Genomic DNA, 16,209 nt, shown 5'->3' with positions numbered 1-16,209 from the left:
CGTAGCGATCCGTGGGGTGTTGCAACGTTTGTTACGAGACTCTACGGGGCACGGCGTCAGGCTTGAATCAGACACGTCCTGCAATATTGAGCGGTTTTGGATATTCAGTTGTAGGGCGTTACCGGCGGTGTTGTCGGTTTGCGCTGACGTCTTACCCCGCCGAAACCAGATTCCGGTTAAAGGCGCCACCGAACTGAATCAGCGCTACGCCGGCGATCAGCAGTAACGCGCCGAATACACGCGGTAACGTCAGTTGTTTGGTAACCAGGCCGAACAGCCCGAAGTGATCAAGTACCATCGACGCCAGCACCTGCCCGGCGAGCGCCAATGCAACAAAACCGGAAGCGCCAAGCCTGGGCAAAAGCACCACCGCCAGCGCCACAAAACACACCCCGAACGCGCCGCCCGTCCACATCCACAACGGCGCCTTGCCGATGAATGCCAGTGAAGGCAGCGGCAAGCGCAGCGCCAGAATCACCGGCAGCAGCACCAGAACACTGACCAGCAAAGAGGCCAGCGTTGCCCACAATGGATGCCCCAAACCTCGAGCCAGATTGCTGTTGATCGCGCTCTGAAACGGCACGACCGCGCCGGCAAATGCGGCCAACATCAGCAATCCGGCCCACTGCAACGTACTCATGGTCATTCTCCAACAGGTTTTGCTGGACTCTAGGCTATTCGTCGCGCAGATTTAAATTCCGTTTTGTCATCCGAAACATGCACCAGATGAATGATTTGCGCCGTATCGATCTCAATCTGTTGGTCATCCTCGACGCCTTGCTCAGCGAACAGCACGTCACCCGCGCGGCGGAGCGTTTGCACCTGAGCCAACCGGCGGTGAGCCATGCGCTGGCACGATTGCGTGACCTGCTCGGCGACCCGCTGCTGGTACGTGCAGGCTCAAGCCTGGTGCCTACGGCGCGGGCGCTGGAACTCATCGCACCACTGGCCGAAGCGCTGGCCCAGGTGCAATCGCTGCTGGTGCCGAACACCTTCGATCCGGCCATTGCCCGTCGGACGTTTCGTCTGGCCATGTCGGATTATGGGGCCGCGATTATTCTTCCAGGATTGATCCGCACCTTGCGTCGTGAAGCGCCGGGCATCGACCTGCAAATCAGTCATGCCAGTCGTGAAGGGATGCTGGAGAGCGTGCTTAATGGCGATATGGATCTGGCCGCCGGTGTCTTTCCGGAAATGCCCAACGAACTGCGCAGCACGTTGATGTTCGAGGAGCGCTACGTCTGCCTGCTGGATCGGCAGAGTTTGCCCGCCAATGGTGTTCTCGATTTGCCGACCTATTTGTCACGGCCGCATGTTCTGCTGGAAATGCGCGGCAGCGGTACGCCGGAAATCGAGCGCGCGCTGACCTCCCTGCGTGAACGTCGCCGCGTCGCCATCAGCCTGCCGCACTGGAACGTCGCGCCGAATTTCATCAGCGGCACTGATCTGATTCTTACGGTGTCTTCGCGCAGTGTGCAGGACCTTCAACAGCGCCACTTGATTGTGGTGCCGCCACCGTTCGAGATCCCGCCGTTCACGTTTGTGCTGGCATGGCACAAGCGCCGGGGAGGGGATCAGGCGTTGAACTGGTTGAATCGCAAGATTGAGGAGGGGATTGGAAGAGGTGAGGCAGTCACCTGAGTCTTCTACCAGGTATTAGGTGGGAGCCGGCGAGTGTGGAATATGCGTAAAACCTGCAAGCGATTCTGACGAACACGATACGGAATCAAATACGGACGGTCAGGCATGACCCATTCCCGAGTCCCGGCCAAACGTCCTTCACGTCCAGACGCCGGAAACCGGGCCAGATGATCGATATTGGAAAAAACGGCTTGAACAAAATCCGTGGCGGCCTTCGGATTTTCTATCGCGATGTAGGCGGCCTCATCATCGAGATTCTTTAACGCGGTTTTCAGCCACTCAACGCGCATTGGCATTCCATTTTTCGGCGATGGCCCTGACGTCATCAGCCGAAGCAAAATCTCCGGCGTCGGCCTCTGTCAGCGATTTCTGGATTTCCTCGATCTGCCACGCCTCCCGCGCGAGGTATTCGCGCAGGGCATCAACTGCAAGGTACGACTTACTGCGGCCCGTGGCTTTGGCAAGGTTGGCGAGCGTGTCGGCAATTTCGTCAGGGATACGCAGCGACATGACTGACATGACGTTCTCGGTGTAGTGGTTTGTAGTGCAGCATACTACAGCGTCATACTCCGCCCTGACCGCCATTCGTCTAGCGAATCGTGTAACTGATCTGCTCAAGGAAGAACCATGCTCACCCCCACCAGACTCCTTTTTACCCTCGGTTTTCTGGCCATCACCGCTCAAGCTCAGGCTGCATGCACCACCAAGGCCTATGACGGGCAATCAATGTCACGTTGTGTCGTCTGGCCGGCCTTCCCGAATCAGGCGATCTCGGTCAAGTCCACGTACCTTGCCGATTCCGGCGGCGATGATGCCGGGGTGCTCGATCTGGATCTGGCGATCGTCAACGCCAGCGACGCAAAACCCATCGCCACTTACCGTAAACCGGGCGCTTACAACTCCGATGCCGTTCGCTTTGACGATGTGCGTATCGATACCGGCCGCTACCGACTGGCCCCGGACATCCGGGCATTTGGCTTGCGTTCGAAGTTCGAGCACAGTTCCAGCGCTACTCCTTACGAGAAGACCGATCTGGCGCTGTATGTCCGCGAAGGCAATACCCTGCGCCCGGTTCTGGAAGGCCTGGTCGTCTTCAAGAATCACGGTGAGTTCATGAGCGATTGCGAGGGCTATATGAAGAAAACTCGCAGGACGCTCGAAATCGGCAGCACAAGTCACAACGGTTTCGCCGATTTGATCATCACCACCAGCGGCAGCAAGACGAAAGACACTAAAGCGGGCAGTCAGTGTGTTTCGAAAACGACCGACTTGAAGAAGACCCAGATCACCCTGACCTACGACGGCCAGCAATACGTCGTGCCTGAAGACTTCAGAGGTTATTGATTCGATGCTCACCGGCCTCAACCACCTGACCCTCGCCGTCAGCGATCTGCCGCGCAGTCTGGGTTTTTATCGCGATGTTTTGCATCTGCGCGTCGAAGCGACGTGGGACGCCGGAGCCTATCTGTCGTTGCCGGGGCTGTGGTTGTGCCTGTCGCTGGATGCGCGACGCGCCACCGAGCCGGCTGCCGACTACACCCATTACGCCTTCAGCCTGAGTGCAGAGGACTTCCTTTCGTTCATTGAGCAGCTAAAAGCGGCCAACGTACGTGAATGGCGGGATAACCGCAGCGAAGGTGCGTCGTTCTACTTTCTCGATCCTGATGGTCACAAGCTCGAAGTCCACGTTGGTGATCTTGCTTCGCGACTGGCAGCGTGTCGGCAGAAACCGTACTCGGGCATGCGTTTTTACGACGAGCAGTGATCCGTCACATTGGCCTGATATAGACTGGCGGCCACGTGTACTGGCGCTTGCAGGTTTTCCATGACTCCATCGTTGCTAATGGCCGTTCTGGCCTCGGGTTTTATCTACGGGATTACCCCGGGGCCGGGTGTCCTCGCGGTGTTCGGCATTGGCGCGGCCCATGGGCGGCGGGCCGGAGCCGGGTTTCTCTGCGGGCATCTGCTCGGTGATGTGGTCTGGTGCAGCACGGCGCTGATCGCGATTGTCGGTGCGCGGGAAATCGGCAGCAGTGCATTTGACGTGTTGGGCGTGCTCAGCGGTCTGTACCTGTTCTGGCTTGGCTGGCGCGCGGTACGGGCGCAACGTCGCAGCGGTGATGAGCCGCAAGGCGCGGCGCGCAAACCGTTCTGGCACGGCATTCTGTTCGGCCTGACCAATCCCAAGGCCTATCCGGTGGCGGTGGCGACGTTTACCGCGCTGCTGTCGAGTCGCGCCGAACTGCTCAACTGGTCGATGCTGCCAGCGCTGATTGCCTTGAGTTTCCTCGGCGGGTTGCTGGCCTACGCTATTCTCATTGGCATCGTCGGCGCGCAGCGGGTGCGCACGCTGTACCAGCGTCACGAGTTGCTGATCACCCGATTGTGCGGGGTGATGTTCATCGGTTTCGCCATCAACGCGCTGGTGCATGCGTTGCCGGGGCTGATGCCGAACAAGGCTTGATGTTGCGTGTTTGCGTGCAGGGATGCGCAACCGACAGGTCAGGGATGGTGGATGAGTGCTGCATTGCCCGGAAACCCACGCTGAACCATGGAAAGCCGAAACTCCGCGCCGCTGGCGAGTTACATCGATTTGTTGCTGGACGCCGTTTGCGCGGTGGACAGGCAGGGCCGCTTCGTTTTTGTCAGCGCCGCCTGCGAGCGTATTTTCGGCTACACCCCTGAAGAGCTGATCGGCCAGCCGATGATCGAGTTGGTGCACCCGGCTGATCGCCAACGCACCCTGGCGGCGGCCGGCGAGATCATGGGCGGCGAGCCGAAACACAATTTCGAAAACCGCTATGTGCGCAAGGACGGCAGCGTCGCGCACATTCTCTGGTCAGCGCGCTGGTCGGAGGTCGATCAACTGCGTATCGCCGTCGCCCGTGACATCACCGAGCGCAAGCAGGCCGAATCCCGGCAAGCAGCGCTGTACGCCATTTCAGAAGCGGCGCACGCCGCAGAGGATCTGCTGGCGTTGTTCAAGCGCATCCACCTGATCATTGGCGAGTGGCTGCCGGCCATGAACTTCTCGGTGGCGCTCTACGATGAACACTGCGCCCAGCTGAATTTCCCCTATCACGTTGATGATCACGAGTTGCAGCCCGAGCAGCCGGGGACGGTGACGGGGCGCTTGTGTGCGGAGGTGATCCGCAGTGGTCAGCCGATTCTTCTGACACCGGACAGCGCCGATTCGCCAGCGGATTTCGCCGCACTGGTGGCCGGGCAGAATTCACCTTGCTGGCTGGGCGTGCCGCTGAACTCGAAAAACGGCACCATTGGCGCGCTGATCGTCAAAAGCCTGCCTGGCGCTGAACGCTACACCGAGCAGGACAAGGAACTGCTGCAATACGTCTGCGCCCAAGTCGCGACCGCCATCGAACGCCAGCAACTGCATGCGCGGCTGCGGCGCATGGCGCAGTACGATCAACTGACGCAATTGCCCAATCGTGAACTGTTGCGCGACCGGCTCAAGGACGCCTTGGCTCACGCCCGCGAGGAATCCGGGCATATGGCGCTGCTGTATGTCGATCTGGATCGCTTCAAGCAGGTCAACGACACACTGGGCCATGCCGTCGGTGACATGCTCCTGCAGACCGTGGCCAACCGCCTCAAGGGTTGCGTGCGGGAAACCGATACCGTGGCGCGGATCGGCGGTGACGAATTCGTGGTGTTGCTGCACAGCGTTCATGCCGCCGAAGATGCCGACAGCGTGGCGCTAAAGATCCGACAGGTGCTGGTACAACCGATGCGCCTGGACGGCCATAACCTGCACATCGAACCGAGCATTGGCGTTGCGCGCTTTCCGGAACATGGCAGTGAAGAGCAGCAATTGTTTCGCCACGCCGACCAGGCCATGTACGCCGCCAAACGGCGAAATCATCAAGCGCTGGATAGCTGACCTCGCGCACCGTTCGTCGCGGCGACGGCAACTTTTCTAAACCTTTGGCGGCCAGAAAATTCTCAATCTAGGCGGGCACCTGCTCGCCACGATCAATACCAAGAGGTAGAGAATCATGCCTAATTCAAGAAACTCGAACTCGGGAAACTTCGCCAACGATCGAACGAAGGCTTCTGAAGCCGGTCGCAAAGGTGGGAAAACCACCACAACGACGGTCGATAAAGAGTCTTCGAAAACAATGGGCCGCAAACCCGCTCAGAAATCGAAGTAGTCGGTGAAGGTTGTTTTGATTGAGAGGCGGGGGCGCAAGCTCCCGCTTGAATTTTGCTAGAAGGAGGGCGCGACCATGAGCCGGATGGCCACCCGTATACGCAACGCGAGTTTTGCCACCCTGTTGGGACTGTGTGCCACCAGTGTTTTTGCCCAGTCGCCCGCCGACTTCATCAACGATGCCTCGGCCAAAGGCATGGCCGACATTGAAGCCAGTCGCCTGGCCCACCAGAAATCCGAGTCCAAAGAGGTCAAGGATTACACCATTGTCGTCATCAACGACCGCACCACGGCCAATCAGCACCTGGCCAAAATCGCCAAAAAGCTTGATCTGCCGGTCGCGCCCCGCGAGGAAATCGCCGACAAGGCCAAGGCGCTGATGCCGCAAGTCACGGACGGCGCAACGTTCGATCAGGCCTACGCCGCCAGTCAGGTCAAAGCCACCGAAGAAGCCATCCAGCAGATCCAGCAGGAAGCGCAGACCACCGATGTACCGGAGATCAAAGCGTTTGCTGATGAAACCCTGCCCAAGTTGCAGACTCACCTGGAAATGGCCCGGGCGCTGCAAGCCAGTCGCTGATGCCCGGGATTGAAATGAACGGCGCCGAATGGCGCCGTTTTTGATGATTCAACAGTCGTTCAAATCCTGCTTCGGCTTGCTTTTCTCGCCCAGCCCCTCAAGGTTAAACACCTCGTTCTCACCCATCGCGCGGTAATGCTTGCGCAGGGCTTCCAGTTGCTTGAGATCCAGCGATTCCAGCCCAAGCATCGCGTTCTGTGCTTCCTTGTTGACCCGCAGCAGTTCATCGAGCTTGAGATGCAGGATGTCAGTGTCGCGGTTCTGCGTGTTCTGGATCAGGAACACCATCAGAAACGTGATGATCGTGGTCGAGGTATTGATGATCAGTTGCCACGTATCGTTGAACTGAAAAAACGGCCCGCTCAATCCCCACAACCCAATCAGGATCAACGCCCCCATAAACGTCTTGGGACTGCCCGCCCACATGGCGAGGGTCTGCGAAATCTTTGCGAATTTCATTGCCGTGTTCCTTATTGGGGAGTGCCTGACATTCAGACACTGACGGCGTTGTGAAAATTCTACGGTTACGGGAGTTTGTCCATGAAAAGCCGGCCTCTCGACCGGCTCTCTTTTGCGTAGTCTCAAGCCTTGATCTCTATCTCGACCTCCCAGCGGAAATATCCCTGCGCTTCACATTGCTGGTTGACCAGAATGAAGCTCAGCTCGCATGAGGCAATGCCGAATGCCTTGGTGGTGCAGGCCCAGAAGTGATCATCAGCCTTGCCGCTGGCGGGAGTTGTCGGGTGTTCGGGGTTGGGGGCGGGCACGGTCAGGCCTGGGCGAACTTGCAGCTGAGGGGCGGACAGGACGCTGTCGGCGGCGACGGTCATATCGTAGATAACCACGCTGTGTTCGGCGATCAGGCTGACGGAGCGTCCGCGAAAATGGATATCACGCCCGATTACGACCGGTAGCGTGACATTACTGTCATTTATAGCTATTTCTTTCGAAGTGTTTCCAGTGGCGAAAAACACCAATCCATCGCTGATGGTCGTCGGTTTGGTGGCATCCAGACTGGGGGTCGGGTAGCGCGCAAGAACGGATTCGGCATCGAAGATCAGCAACACGCTGTGTGCATTGTTCAGGGTGGTTGAGGGGGACGGGATCGGTTCGGAAGTCATCATGGATTCCTTTCATGATGGTGGCGCAATCGGGCGGTCGCATCGGCCAGGGCGCGACATCCTGTTGCGGCCGGGCGGCAGCGGATCGGTTGGGCCCGACGTTGCCGAGTGGCCCGGGTCATCATCAGTTGTGGATGGAAATGAACGGATCCCACGAGCAGCAGCCGATGATCTGGCAATTGCGATCCACGATCAGGAAGTGGAAGTGATAGGTCACGCGGCCGCAGGAAAGGGTTTCCGACGACCAGTAATGGTTGTCGACTTTCTGGCAGCTCGGTACGGATGGGTTACTAGTGTTTGGCACCGCAACGCAGGCCGTAGCCTTGCGTGGCGAGGGTGGAGAGATCAGATCGTCTCCCTGGTTACCGATGAATTTGTAAAAAATCACGGCTTGTTCGAAGCTTTGCGACAGGCTGGTTTCGCGCCAGCGGATCAGGTCGCCGACCTGCGCCTTGAGGTCCAGTTCGCCACCGGCCTGGCCACTGACGACGTTGTCCTGATTGGTGACCATGTATACATGATGCCAGTCGATCAGAGTCGGATTTTTCGGGTCCTTGCTAATGTTCGGATACTTTTTCAGAATGGTTTCGGTGTCGATGGAAACCAGAATGTCGGTCACTCGAGACATGGTAACGCTCCTTTTCATAGTGAACGCCGGGCTGCAATCCAGGCCGACGAAGCTTGCTTGCCGTGTGGCTTTTGCGAGCACACTACTGGGGGAACCCACCGGTCATGGGAAAATGAGCAGGCCGTGCTCCTTGCACGAGATCGTACGAATCGGGTTCCTTCCGACTGCCGCAAATTGACTATAGGTTGATTTTATAAGCTGTCAAAAACGCTTTTTACACGTACGACAAACGGTCGGTTTTCGCCAGGGCATTGATGATTGGGCGATAAGCCGCCACACGTTCGACACCCTTTGCAATGAGTCGCTCTGGAAGTGGCCGTTGCGCAGCCTGTATCGTAACGAACCGCTGGAATGTCCCCCGACAGGAGAACGCAATGAGTTGGTCCGCCAAACAATACGTCGCTTTTGAAGATGAACGCACCCGCCCGGCTCGCGACCTGCTGGCAGCCATTCCCACGGCGCACGCACATACGGTGGTCGATATCGGTTGTGGCCCGGGCAACTCGACGGAGCTGCTGGTCGAGCGTTTTCCAGGGGCTGCGGTCAGTGGTCTGGACAGTTCACGGGACATGATCGAGGCCGCGCGCAAGCGTCTGCCGCAGGTGAAGTTCGAGGTGGCCGAGATTGACCAATGGGCTGACAAAGGACCGTTTGACGTGATCTTCGCCAACGCTGTGCTGCAGTGGATACCGGATCACGCCGTGTTGCTGCCGAGACTGGCAGGCAAGCTTTCAGCGGGTGGCAGTCTGGCGATTCAGATGCCGGATAACCTCAACGAGTCTTCCCATCGGCTCATGCGTGAAGTCGCCGCGAACGGCCCTTGGGCCAGCAAGCTCACCGGCGCTGCCGGACAGCGAACCGACATGGCGAGTGCCAGCGATTACTTTTCGATGTTGCGGCCACACTGTGCGCGGGTCGATGTGTGGCGTACGACCTATCACCATCAATTGGCTGGCGGTGCGGCGGGAGTGGTGGAGTGGTTCAAGGGCAGCGGATTGATTCCGTTCTTGAGTCCGCTGACCGAGGCGGAAAAAGCGCAGTACCTGGAACAGTATCTGGCTGAAGTCGGGAAGGCTTATCCGCCATTGGCGGATGGCTCGGTTCTGTTGCCATTCCCCCGATTGTTTATCGTCGCGACACATTAAGCATCTGTGGCGAGGGAGCAAGCTTCCTCGCCACAAGTCAGCGACGGTTTTTGGCTCAGCGTTGCACGGCCACGAGCATCATCATTGGCCGTTCCCGTTCTTCCGCCAGTGCGGGTTGCGCCGCCACCTCGGCATCATTGGGTCCCCATTCGTTGACATGAAGAATGCTGAAACCGGCAGCAATCAACGAGTTGAGTAGTGTCCCGACGGTACGATGTTGTTTGATCACACCCTCCGCCAACCAGTTGGTCACGCGCTCACCCTCCATCTGATAACTGTCCAGCGGCCAGCGCTTGTGACCTTCGCTGTCGATCAGCCAGCCCGGATTGCGTGGCGCCATGAAGATCGGATGCTCGATGGAAAACACGAAATACGAACCCGGTTTCAGTGCCGTGTACAGGTGGGCAAACAATCCCGGCAGATCCTTGATGTAGTGCAGCGCCAGAGAGCTGTAAGCCAGATCGAAACTGCACGCGGGCACATCAAGTTGCTCAAGGTCGGCGCGCTCATAACGAATATTTGCCGCCGACGTGGTGGTGCGCGCCCGCTCCAGCATTTTTTCCGAAACGTCCAGCCCCAGCACATTGGCCGCGCCGTGATCACTGGCCCAGCGGCTGAACCAGCCATATCCGCAGCCCAGATCGACAACGTTCAAACCGTGCATGGAGGGCAATAATGCCCTGAGCGCAGGCCATTCCGGCGCCGCGTCGAGGCCGCCGATGGAGCGGTTCATCTGGCTGTAGCCCTGGAAAAATTCGGGATCGTCGTAGATGTTCTGAGTCATGGGGCAAGTGCTCTTTTGAGTCCTGTCTTCAGCAGCGGATTCGCCGCGATGGGTTCCCTCGAAAGTGATGACGCGTGTTCGTCGATGGCCGCGCAGGGGGAGGGTGGTGGGCGATGGGGAAATGCTAGCTGATAGCGTGCGAGGTGATAACAGGTCGAGTGTTGGGCAACTGTAATGTCGAGCGATTTTGCGCATGTCATGATCACATGGCCGAACCGCCATTATGTTCAGCATCATTGCTGGCCGTCAGGTTGCGTGACGGCTCCCGGTTTCGAGCAAAGAGCCGCTCATCCTGATCAACCCTGTTGCAACACCTTCAACGCAGCCGATGCCAGAAAACCCGATCGGCTCTTCTCCTCCGGGTGATGCAGCACGTACTCATCGATTCGGTTGAGCAAATGTCCGGGCAATGTGATGTTGAGTTTCTGGGCTTTGCCCAGATACTTGACGACATCTATATCCACTACTGCCCACGCACAGCCCGCGAACTTCGGGTTCGCTACATGCAGGCCCAGTTTGCTGGCTGCCGGAATCGGAGCATTGTCCTCGGCCAGAATCTCGAAATGTCCTTCGATGGCCTCCCGAGCCATGGCAACCGCATCATCCAGATCATCGCCAGCAGAAAAGCAGCCGGGAATGTCCGGCACTTCAACGCCCCAGGCGTGTTCTTCATCACCTATTGAAATCGCAATCGGGTAAAGCATATCTGTCGTCCTCCTTGGTACCGCTGACCTCACCAGTCAGAGCAGCGCCTGTTGCAAAATACTGATTGCCGTTTTCTTCAGCAGATCTTTCTTTGGGTGCGGCACCGTCACCAGCCCAGGTTTGGTCGGATGCTTGAAGTGATGGTGACTGCCTCTGACGCGCGCCAGATACCAACCGTCTGCGACGAGTTGGCCGATTAAGAAACGGCAATTCACAACACCTCTTTGTGGTGTGCTTGGTGGTTGCTGTACCTACTATTTTTTCCTGATCAACACCTCGCTCACCGAACGGTATCGTCCGTTTTCGTTCAGGTGGCTCGAGGCAGTCTAGTCAGGGGGGAATTGGACCAGTCGAAAACGTGTTGCAGGCTTTTGCGTCTTCGCGTCTTCGCGTCAGGCGTTTCAACAGGCATAAAAAAAACCGGCCATTCAGACCGGTTTTTTCGTTTCACTCAATCCTGCTTCTTGTTCACCAACTTGGTTCCGCGCCCCACACGCAGTACCTTTGACACCACGTTGCGCAGCGTATTGTCGACGACCCCAAGCAAACGCCGGCCGGTTTCTTCCGGTCGACCGCTGAACGAGGTTACGTGAAAGTATTCGTGATCATCCGGCGAGGTCGCCGAGAAGTAGTAGTTGGAAACGCAGCAACGCGGTGTTTGCGCCCGGACACCGCTCACGGAGTGCCACGAGAGCTTGTTGGTTTCCATCACCACCAGGCGATTGAATTTCGACACGATGGTTTTCTGTTGTTTGACCTGGGTATCCCACAACTCGAAATTGCCGCCGTTTTCCAGCACCCAATCGGGCGACACGTAATAGAGCAGGTTCAGGCGGCGATAGAGGTTACGTGCGCCGTCGTGGCTGTTGTCGATGTGCGGATTGAGGAAATCGTCCTGGAACATCATCGACAGACCACCTGCATACAGGCTCGGATCCGGCACGATGTCAGGCATCCCCACCAGTTGCGCGACCTTGTTTACCACTGACTCGTGCTGCATGGCGTAGGTGATGGCACTGAGGATGGGCGGGTAGTCGGAGAGATCCGTGAGGGTCTTTTTCTTCTCGCGAAAAGACTGACGATCAAAGAAGCCATCGGCATTGCGCGGAAATGCCGCGTAAATCGATTGGGCCATTTCCTCGGTCAGCAAGTCATCAATGAAGAAGTGACGCGTATGCGTTCCCTCAGGATGTTGCCATTGCCGTTGAATGTCAGTGGCCAGCTCATCCAGACGACTGACTATAAGCGCAGCAATTTTTGAGACTTCCATTGGCAATCCTTGTCTGGGTGCGAGGTGACAAATTCTGTAGCCGGCATTGTCCTTGAATTGGTTGAGAGCGCCAAATTCCGGAAACAAAAAAACCGGCCATCAAGGCCGGTTTTTTCTGTTTTTGCATCCCTCGTCAAAACACGACGCGAGACTGAAAATCGATTGGAGCGGGTAGAGGGAATCGAACCCTCGTCGGAAGCTTGGGAAGCTACTGTTCTACCATTAAACTATACCCGCTCAGAGCGGCTGACTTTGTACCAGACTCGGCCACGGATTTGAAGTTTTTCTTTTGCGCGCGATGGCTTTAAAACGTGGGCAACGGTCAATCGCGGGCGAGTACGGCGGGTGAGGTTTGTAGTGCTCAGCCCCGCAGACTCGCTCGCGATGACACACTTTCAAATGGCCAATGCATGTTGATCCTGAACAAACGAGTAACGCGTTCGGCTCACGTGCTGCGCCGGTTTCAAGAACCCGAGCAGCGCATTCTGGCTATCGCGGCAGGCGGCCTTGTGCTCCATGTCGAGGAAATGCCCGGTGGCCTGCACCGTGGTGAATGTGCTTTGCGCCACGTGGTTGCCGAACAGGCGTGCATCTTCGGCGGCGGTGTATTCGTCCCATTCGCCGTTGAGAAACAGCACCGGCACGTTGATTTTCTTCGCCGCGTTCAAATAGCACTGACGATCGCTGTGCAGCACATCGTTGATGTGGAAATGCATCTGCCCGTATTCGTGCTCGGCCAGGCTGCTGACGTGGCGATAATTGAAGCGCTTGAACAGCGAGGGCAGGTGTTTGCCGATGGTGTTGTTGACCAGATGGCCGACCCGGTCGCCGTCGCGCTGGCCGAGATAGTCGACGCCGCGCTCGAGGTAATCGAGCATGTGCGCGTTGATCACCGGCGAGAACGAGCTGATCACGGCTTTCTCGATGCGCCGCGGCTGATGGGCGAGAGCGACCAGCGTCGCCGCGCCACCCCAGGAAAACGACAGCACGTGTTCGGCGCCGAAGTGGTCGATCAGCTCCAGCAGAATCTGCCCTTCGATTTCCTTGGTCAGATGTTTCTCATGCAGGTTGTGGGCTTTGGACTTGCCCGCGTAGGGCTGGTCGTAGCAGACCACATTGAATTGCGGGTGCAGGTTTTTCACAGTCTGTGCAAACGACGCAGTCGTGGCCATCGAGCCGTTGACCAGGATGATGGTCTTTTCTGCGGCGTCTGCGCGATAGAACTCCGTGTAAACCCGATACTGACCCTGTATATCCAGCACAGCGATTTCTGGCCTCATGTCATAAGACTCCTGGCAAGCAAGCGGGTATGCGCGCAAATAGAGATTGCACGAGCTTTGTGACAGGTAGGCATACGCCTGGAATTTGCTTGGCCCATGTCGATCCATGACTGCGGTCGACGGGTATTGTTATTGGCGGGCAGTCTGCCGGCTGAGGCGGAGCCTGAAGGCTCTCTACCGGCAAAAAGTTTCTTGGATGTATGTTGTGACTAGTCGGTCACAATTTGGCCGACGACCTGATTCAAGCAGGGGAGTCAGGATCGCGCAAGTGCCGTTGGTAAATTGTTCGACAACATCTGCTGAGCGGTCGCGGGCTTAGAACAAATGAATCTCTTCGGTGCGCAAAGCACGGTACTCGCCCGGTTTTAGCGCGTCATCAAGCAGTAATTGGCCCATGGATTCGCGGTGCAGGCGCAGCACTTTGTTGTTGAAGTGGCCGAACATGCGCTTCACCTGATGATAGCGACCCTCGATGATACTCAGGCGTGCCGACCTCGGGCCGAGCAATTCCAGTCGGGCAGGCTGCGTGGTCAGGTCTTCGAAGGCGAAGTAAATCCCCTCGGCGAACTTGATCGCATATTCCGCGCCGATGTCCTGTTCGGTCTCGACGTAATAGACCTTCGGCAGTTTGGTTTGTGGCTGGGTCAGACGCCTCGACCAGGTGCCGTCGTTGGTGATCAGCATCAAGCCGGTGGTGTTGAAATCCAGACGTCCGGCAATGTGCAGATCTTCCTTGTCCGGCTCTTCGATCAGGTCGAGCACGGTCGGATGCTGCGGGTCGCGGGTGGCGCTGACGCAGCCCGGCGGTTTATGCAGCATGAAGTAACGCGCCGGCTTGCCCAGTTGCAGCACCTCGTCATCGACTTCGACACGGCTGAACTCCAGCACTTCGCTGTGCGGATCGCTGACGACTTTTCCGTCAACGCGCACGCGCTTTTCCACCAGCAACAGGCGAACCTGCTGACGGTTGTAGCGGGGCAGGTTGCTGAGAAAACGGTCGACGCGCATGTTCAGGGTTCAGTGGGTGAAGGACCGCGCATCTTACGGGATTGGCCGTTTGCCCGCTTGCAGTTGCGCCTCGACCCGGGCGCAACGCGGGCACAGGCAGGATTTGTTGCGCAACTCCGGTGGCAAGGCTTCGAGCACGGCCGGGTCGATGCTGACGCCGTAGCACCAGCATTCGCGGTCGGCGGTGCGCGGGTCGGCCAGGCTGCAGCCGTTACGGGCGCCGCAAGCCGGGCAATGGTCGGGTTTTTCGCTGAGATCAGGCATAAGTCGAGTGAGGCAGTTCCACGCAGGTGCGATTGCGGCCGGTTTGTTTGGCCCGGTACATCGCATGATCGGCCCGCGACAGCAGGCTGTGCAAGGTGTCATCGCGTTGCAGGGTGGTGGCGCCGATGCTCACCGTCAGACTGAGCGCATGACCGTTGTAGGCATATTCGTGTTGTTCGACGTGTTGACGGACCTTCTCGGCAATTTTCTGACCGGTGTCGCCGTCGGTGTCCTTCAGCAAAACAATGAATTCCTCACCGCCCCAGCGGCAGACGATGTCGGCATGGCGCAGGCAACTTTGCAGGTCGCGGGCAAATCCGATCAGCACCTGATCGCCGGCCATGTGCCCGTAAGTGTCGTTCAATGCCTTGAAATGATCGAGATCGAGCAACAGCGCTGTCAGTGGTTTGGTCTCACGCTGTGCCTCGTGCAGGGCTTGCGCGGCGAGCAGATCAAAGCCGCGACGGTTGGGCAAATCGGTGAGGCTGTCGAGGGTGGCCTGGGCCTGGATTTTCGTCTGGAAGCGTTTGATCACCCGATTGAGCAGAGCCAGCACGCTGAGCGTCACCAGCAGGCAGATCAGCAGGTTGAGATACAGCGACTGACGAATTTCACTCAGGGCGCCGTCCTCGCGTTTATCGACGAACAGGTACCAGTTCAATTCCGGAATAAACCGCACGTTGAGAAAGTGTCCCTGACCGTGGGCGGAATATTCGTAACTGCCGCTGTGGGGTTTCGGTAACTGGCTGACCAGGCCTTTCATGCTGTCGAGGTTTGCCAGGCTTTGGCCAATGTGCGCACCTTCCGGCCCGCCCTCGGCGCCGGTCAGCACCAGGCGACCGAAGGTGTCGACGAAGTACACGCTGCGTTGATAACGCTGCTGATACTTGTCGATCAATTTGATCACCGCGTCCACCGTCAGGCCCACGCCGGCGGCGCCGATGAACCGGTCGTGGTAGTCGTAGACCTTGTAGTTGATGAAGAAGGTCAGGTTGTCCTTGTTGGCCAGATCCGGGTCGACGTTGATCTCGTACGGGTCTTTCATGTCGCGCACGCGGAAGTACCAGGCATCGCGAGGCTCATCGACCTTGACCTGCTTGAGCACACCTTTGGCGTGGTAGTAAGTGAGGGTGCTGTTGGAGACGAAGAACGCGGTGTAGGCGCCGTAATGGGTCATGACTTCGTCGAGGTAGCGGGTCATCTGCTCGGGATTCTGCTCGCCGTTCACCACCCAGTCGCGCATGAACGTGTCGCGAGACATCATCGAGGAAATCAGGATCGGTCTGACCAGGTCTTTCTGGATTTCCGAGTAGACCGTGTCGGAGGTCAGCGGCAGTTCGGTGTTGACGATGTTGTCGCGGATCGACGCACGAGAGGCGTAGTAGCTCAGCAAGGAGGTGGCGAGAAAACCGGCGCCGAGCAGGGCGATCAGCGTCAGTACCAGTGAGCGTTGCGAATACAGCGAAGAACGAAGCGGCATGGCAGATCCGTTGGCAGTGGCCCGATGGCTAGCATTCTAGTGGCACTGTGTGGAAATAACTGCTTCATGTGCGGCGCGAATGGTCGTTCCGGTATTTCCCTTGTAGGCGTGAGCCTGCTCGCGATGGCGGGG

The 16,209-nt window shown here is 57.9% G+C and carries 22 protein-coding genes and 1 tRNA gene; 8 read left to right on the top strand and 15 right to left on the bottom strand.

The genetic code is table 11. From position 1 onward, the window contains the following. Window positions 1–151 precede the first annotated feature (151 nt). Window positions 152–640 (bottom strand): DMT family transporter, encoded by a 489-nt coding sequence (locus F2P67_RS20205; protein WP_166222778.1) that lies wholly within the window; start codon window positions 638–640, stop codon window positions 152–154. A gap of 77 nt (window positions 641–717) precedes the next feature. Between F2P67_RS20205 and F2P67_RS20200 the strand changes: the two genes are divergently transcribed. Continuing rightward, window positions 718–1,641 carry a LysR substrate-binding domain-containing protein gene (locus tag F2P67_RS20200; protein ID WP_178120944.1) on the top strand — a complete coding sequence of 308 codons (924 nt, stop codon included), beginning with the start codon at window positions 718–720 and terminating at the stop codon, window positions 1,639–1,641. Between the two features lie 5 nt (window positions 1,642–1,646). On the opposite strand, the gene F2P67_RS20195 is transcribed toward F2P67_RS20200, so the two are convergent. Then, the gene (locus F2P67_RS20195) at window positions 1,647–1,931 is read right to left on the bottom strand and encodes a type II toxin-antitoxin system RelE/ParE family toxin (protein ID WP_166222772.1); all 285 of its coding nucleotides are present in this window, start codon (window positions 1,929–1,931) and stop codon (window positions 1,647–1,649) included. After that, window positions 1,921–2,160: a CopG family ribbon-helix-helix protein gene (locus tag F2P67_RS20190; RefSeq protein ID WP_166222770.1), complete on the bottom strand. Its 240-nt coding sequence runs from the start codon at window positions 2,158–2,160 to the stop codon at window positions 1,921–1,923. Before F2P67_RS20190 ends, F2P67_RS20195 begins: the two co-directional genes overlap by 11 nt. 108 nt (window positions 2,161–2,268) lie before the next feature. Between F2P67_RS20190 and F2P67_RS20185 the strand changes: the two genes are divergently transcribed. The 6 genes from F2P67_RS20185 to F2P67_RS20160 all read left to right on the top strand — a co-directional run bounded on the left by F2P67_RS20185 (window position 2,269) and on the right by F2P67_RS20160 (window position 6,392). Then, the gene (locus F2P67_RS20185; RefSeq protein WP_166222768.1) at window positions 2,269–2,985 is read left to right on the top strand and encodes a PA3715 family protein; all 717 of its coding nucleotides are present in this window, start codon (window positions 2,269–2,271) and stop codon (window positions 2,983–2,985) included. 4 nt (window positions 2,986–2,989) lie between these two features. After that, window positions 2,990–3,406 carry a fosfomycin resistance glutathione transferase gene (gene fos / locus F2P67_RS20180; RefSeq protein WP_166222766.1) on the top strand — a complete coding sequence of 139 codons (417 nt, stop codon included), beginning with the start codon at window positions 2,990–2,992 and terminating at the stop codon, window positions 3,404–3,406. A 60-nt stretch (window positions 3,407–3,466) separates the two neighbouring features. Then, a complete protein-coding gene (locus tag F2P67_RS20175) occupies window positions 3,467–4,105 on the top strand; it encodes a LysE family translocator (protein ID WP_166222764.1) in 639 nt (212 codons plus the stop codon). Between the two features lie 87 nt (window positions 4,106–4,192). Continuing rightward, window positions 4,193–5,542, top strand: coding sequence for a sensor domain-containing diguanylate cyclase (locus tag F2P67_RS20170; RefSeq protein WP_166222762.1), 1,350 nt, complete (start codon window positions 4,193–4,195; stop codon window positions 5,540–5,542). A 115-nt stretch (window positions 5,543–5,657) separates the two neighbouring features. After that, window positions 5,658–5,813: a KGG domain-containing protein gene (locus F2P67_RS20165; RefSeq protein ID WP_166222753.1), complete on the top strand. Its 156-nt coding sequence runs from the start codon at window positions 5,658–5,660 to the stop codon at window positions 5,811–5,813. Window positions 5,814–5,888: 75 nt separating this feature from the next. Beyond that, window positions 5,889–6,392: a DUF4142 domain-containing protein gene (locus tag F2P67_RS20160; protein ID WP_166222751.1), complete on the top strand. Its 504-nt coding sequence runs from the start codon at window positions 5,889–5,891 to the stop codon at window positions 6,390–6,392. A gap of 48 nt (window positions 6,393–6,440) precedes the next feature. Here F2P67_RS20160 and F2P67_RS20155 read toward each other — a convergent pair whose 3' ends face one another. The 3 genes from F2P67_RS20155 to F2P67_RS20145 all read right to left on the bottom strand — a co-directional run bounded on the left by F2P67_RS20155 (window position 6,441) and on the right by F2P67_RS20145 (window position 8,141). Then, window positions 6,441–6,851, bottom strand: a complete 411-nt coding sequence (locus F2P67_RS20155; protein WP_166222749.1) for a low affinity iron permease family protein — start codon at window positions 6,849–6,851, stop codon at window positions 6,441–6,443. A 122-nt stretch (window positions 6,852–6,973) separates the two neighbouring features. Continuing rightward, complete coding sequence (locus F2P67_RS20150; RefSeq protein ID WP_166222747.1) at window positions 6,974–7,513, bottom strand: AidA/PixA family protein; 540 nt, start codon at window positions 7,511–7,513, stop codon at window positions 6,974–6,976. A 124-nt stretch (window positions 7,514–7,637) separates the two neighbouring features. Continuing rightward, the gene (locus F2P67_RS20145; RefSeq protein WP_166222745.1) at window positions 7,638–8,141 is read right to left on the bottom strand and encodes an inclusion body family protein; all 504 of its coding nucleotides are present in this window, start codon (window positions 8,139–8,141) and stop codon (window positions 7,638–7,640) included. Window positions 8,142–8,515: 374 nt separating this feature from the next. Here F2P67_RS20145 and tam point away from each other — a divergent pair, with 374 nt between their 5' ends. Next, window positions 8,516–9,286, top strand: a complete 771-nt coding sequence (gene tam, locus F2P67_RS20140) for a trans-aconitate 2-methyltransferase (RefSeq protein WP_166222744.1) — start codon at window positions 8,516–8,518, stop codon at window positions 9,284–9,286. A 55-nt stretch (window positions 9,287–9,341) separates the two neighbouring features. Here the strand turns inward: tam and F2P67_RS20135 are convergent, their stop codons facing one another. The 9 genes from F2P67_RS20135 to F2P67_RS20095 all read right to left on the bottom strand — a co-directional run bounded on the left by F2P67_RS20135 (window position 9,342) and on the right by F2P67_RS20095 (window position 16,077). Continuing rightward, window positions 9,342–10,070, bottom strand: coding sequence for a class I SAM-dependent methyltransferase (locus F2P67_RS20135; RefSeq protein ID WP_166222742.1), 729 nt, complete (start codon window positions 10,068–10,070; stop codon window positions 9,342–9,344). A gap of 296 nt (window positions 10,071–10,366) precedes the next feature. Next, window positions 10,367–10,774, bottom strand: coding sequence for a type II toxin-antitoxin system HicB family antitoxin (locus F2P67_RS20130; protein WP_166222740.1), 408 nt, complete (start codon window positions 10,772–10,774; stop codon window positions 10,367–10,369). A gap of 36 nt (window positions 10,775–10,810) precedes the next feature. Then, window positions 10,811–10,990 (bottom strand): type II toxin-antitoxin system HicA family toxin, encoded by a 180-nt coding sequence (locus F2P67_RS20125; protein ID WP_166222739.1) that lies wholly within the window; start codon window positions 10,988–10,990, stop codon window positions 10,811–10,813. Between the two features lie 236 nt (window positions 10,991–11,226). After that, window positions 11,227–12,045 (bottom strand): 2OG-Fe(II) oxygenase, encoded by an 819-nt coding sequence (locus F2P67_RS20120; protein ID WP_166222737.1) that lies wholly within the window; start codon window positions 12,043–12,045, stop codon window positions 11,227–11,229. Between the two features lie 163 nt (window positions 12,046–12,208). Next, window positions 12,209–12,282: transfer RNA gene (locus F2P67_RS20115), tRNA-Gly, on the bottom strand. A 158-nt stretch (window positions 12,283–12,440) separates the two neighbouring features. Beyond that, the gene (locus tag F2P67_RS20110; protein WP_166222736.1) at window positions 12,441–13,325 is read right to left on the bottom strand and encodes an alpha/beta fold hydrolase; all 885 of its coding nucleotides are present in this window, start codon (window positions 13,323–13,325) and stop codon (window positions 12,441–12,443) included. Between the two features lie 315 nt (window positions 13,326–13,640). Further along, a complete protein-coding gene (locus F2P67_RS20105) occupies window positions 13,641–14,333 on the bottom strand; it encodes a pseudouridine synthase (protein WP_166222734.1) in 693 nt (230 codons plus the stop codon). 33 nt (window positions 14,334–14,366) lie between these two features. Next, window positions 14,367–14,597, bottom strand: a complete 231-nt coding sequence (locus F2P67_RS20100; RefSeq protein ID WP_166222732.1) for a cysteine-rich CWC family protein — start codon at window positions 14,595–14,597, stop codon at window positions 14,367–14,369. Continuing rightward, the gene (locus F2P67_RS20095; RefSeq protein WP_166222730.1) at window positions 14,590–16,077 is read right to left on the bottom strand and encodes a sensor domain-containing diguanylate cyclase; all 1,488 of its coding nucleotides are present in this window, start codon (window positions 16,075–16,077) and stop codon (window positions 14,590–14,592) included. The genes F2P67_RS20100 and F2P67_RS20095 overlap by 8 nt, the downstream gene beginning before the upstream one ends. Window positions 16,078–16,209 lie beyond the last annotated feature (132 nt).

Source organism: Pseudomonas atagonensis (assembly GCF_011369485.1).
Taxonomy (GTDB): Bacteria; Pseudomonadota; Gammaproteobacteria; order Pseudomonadales; family Pseudomonadaceae; genus Aquipseudomonas; species Aquipseudomonas atagonensis.
Note: the sequence above shows the minus strand (reverse complement) of the source record. Positions and strands in the feature narration are given on the sequence as shown.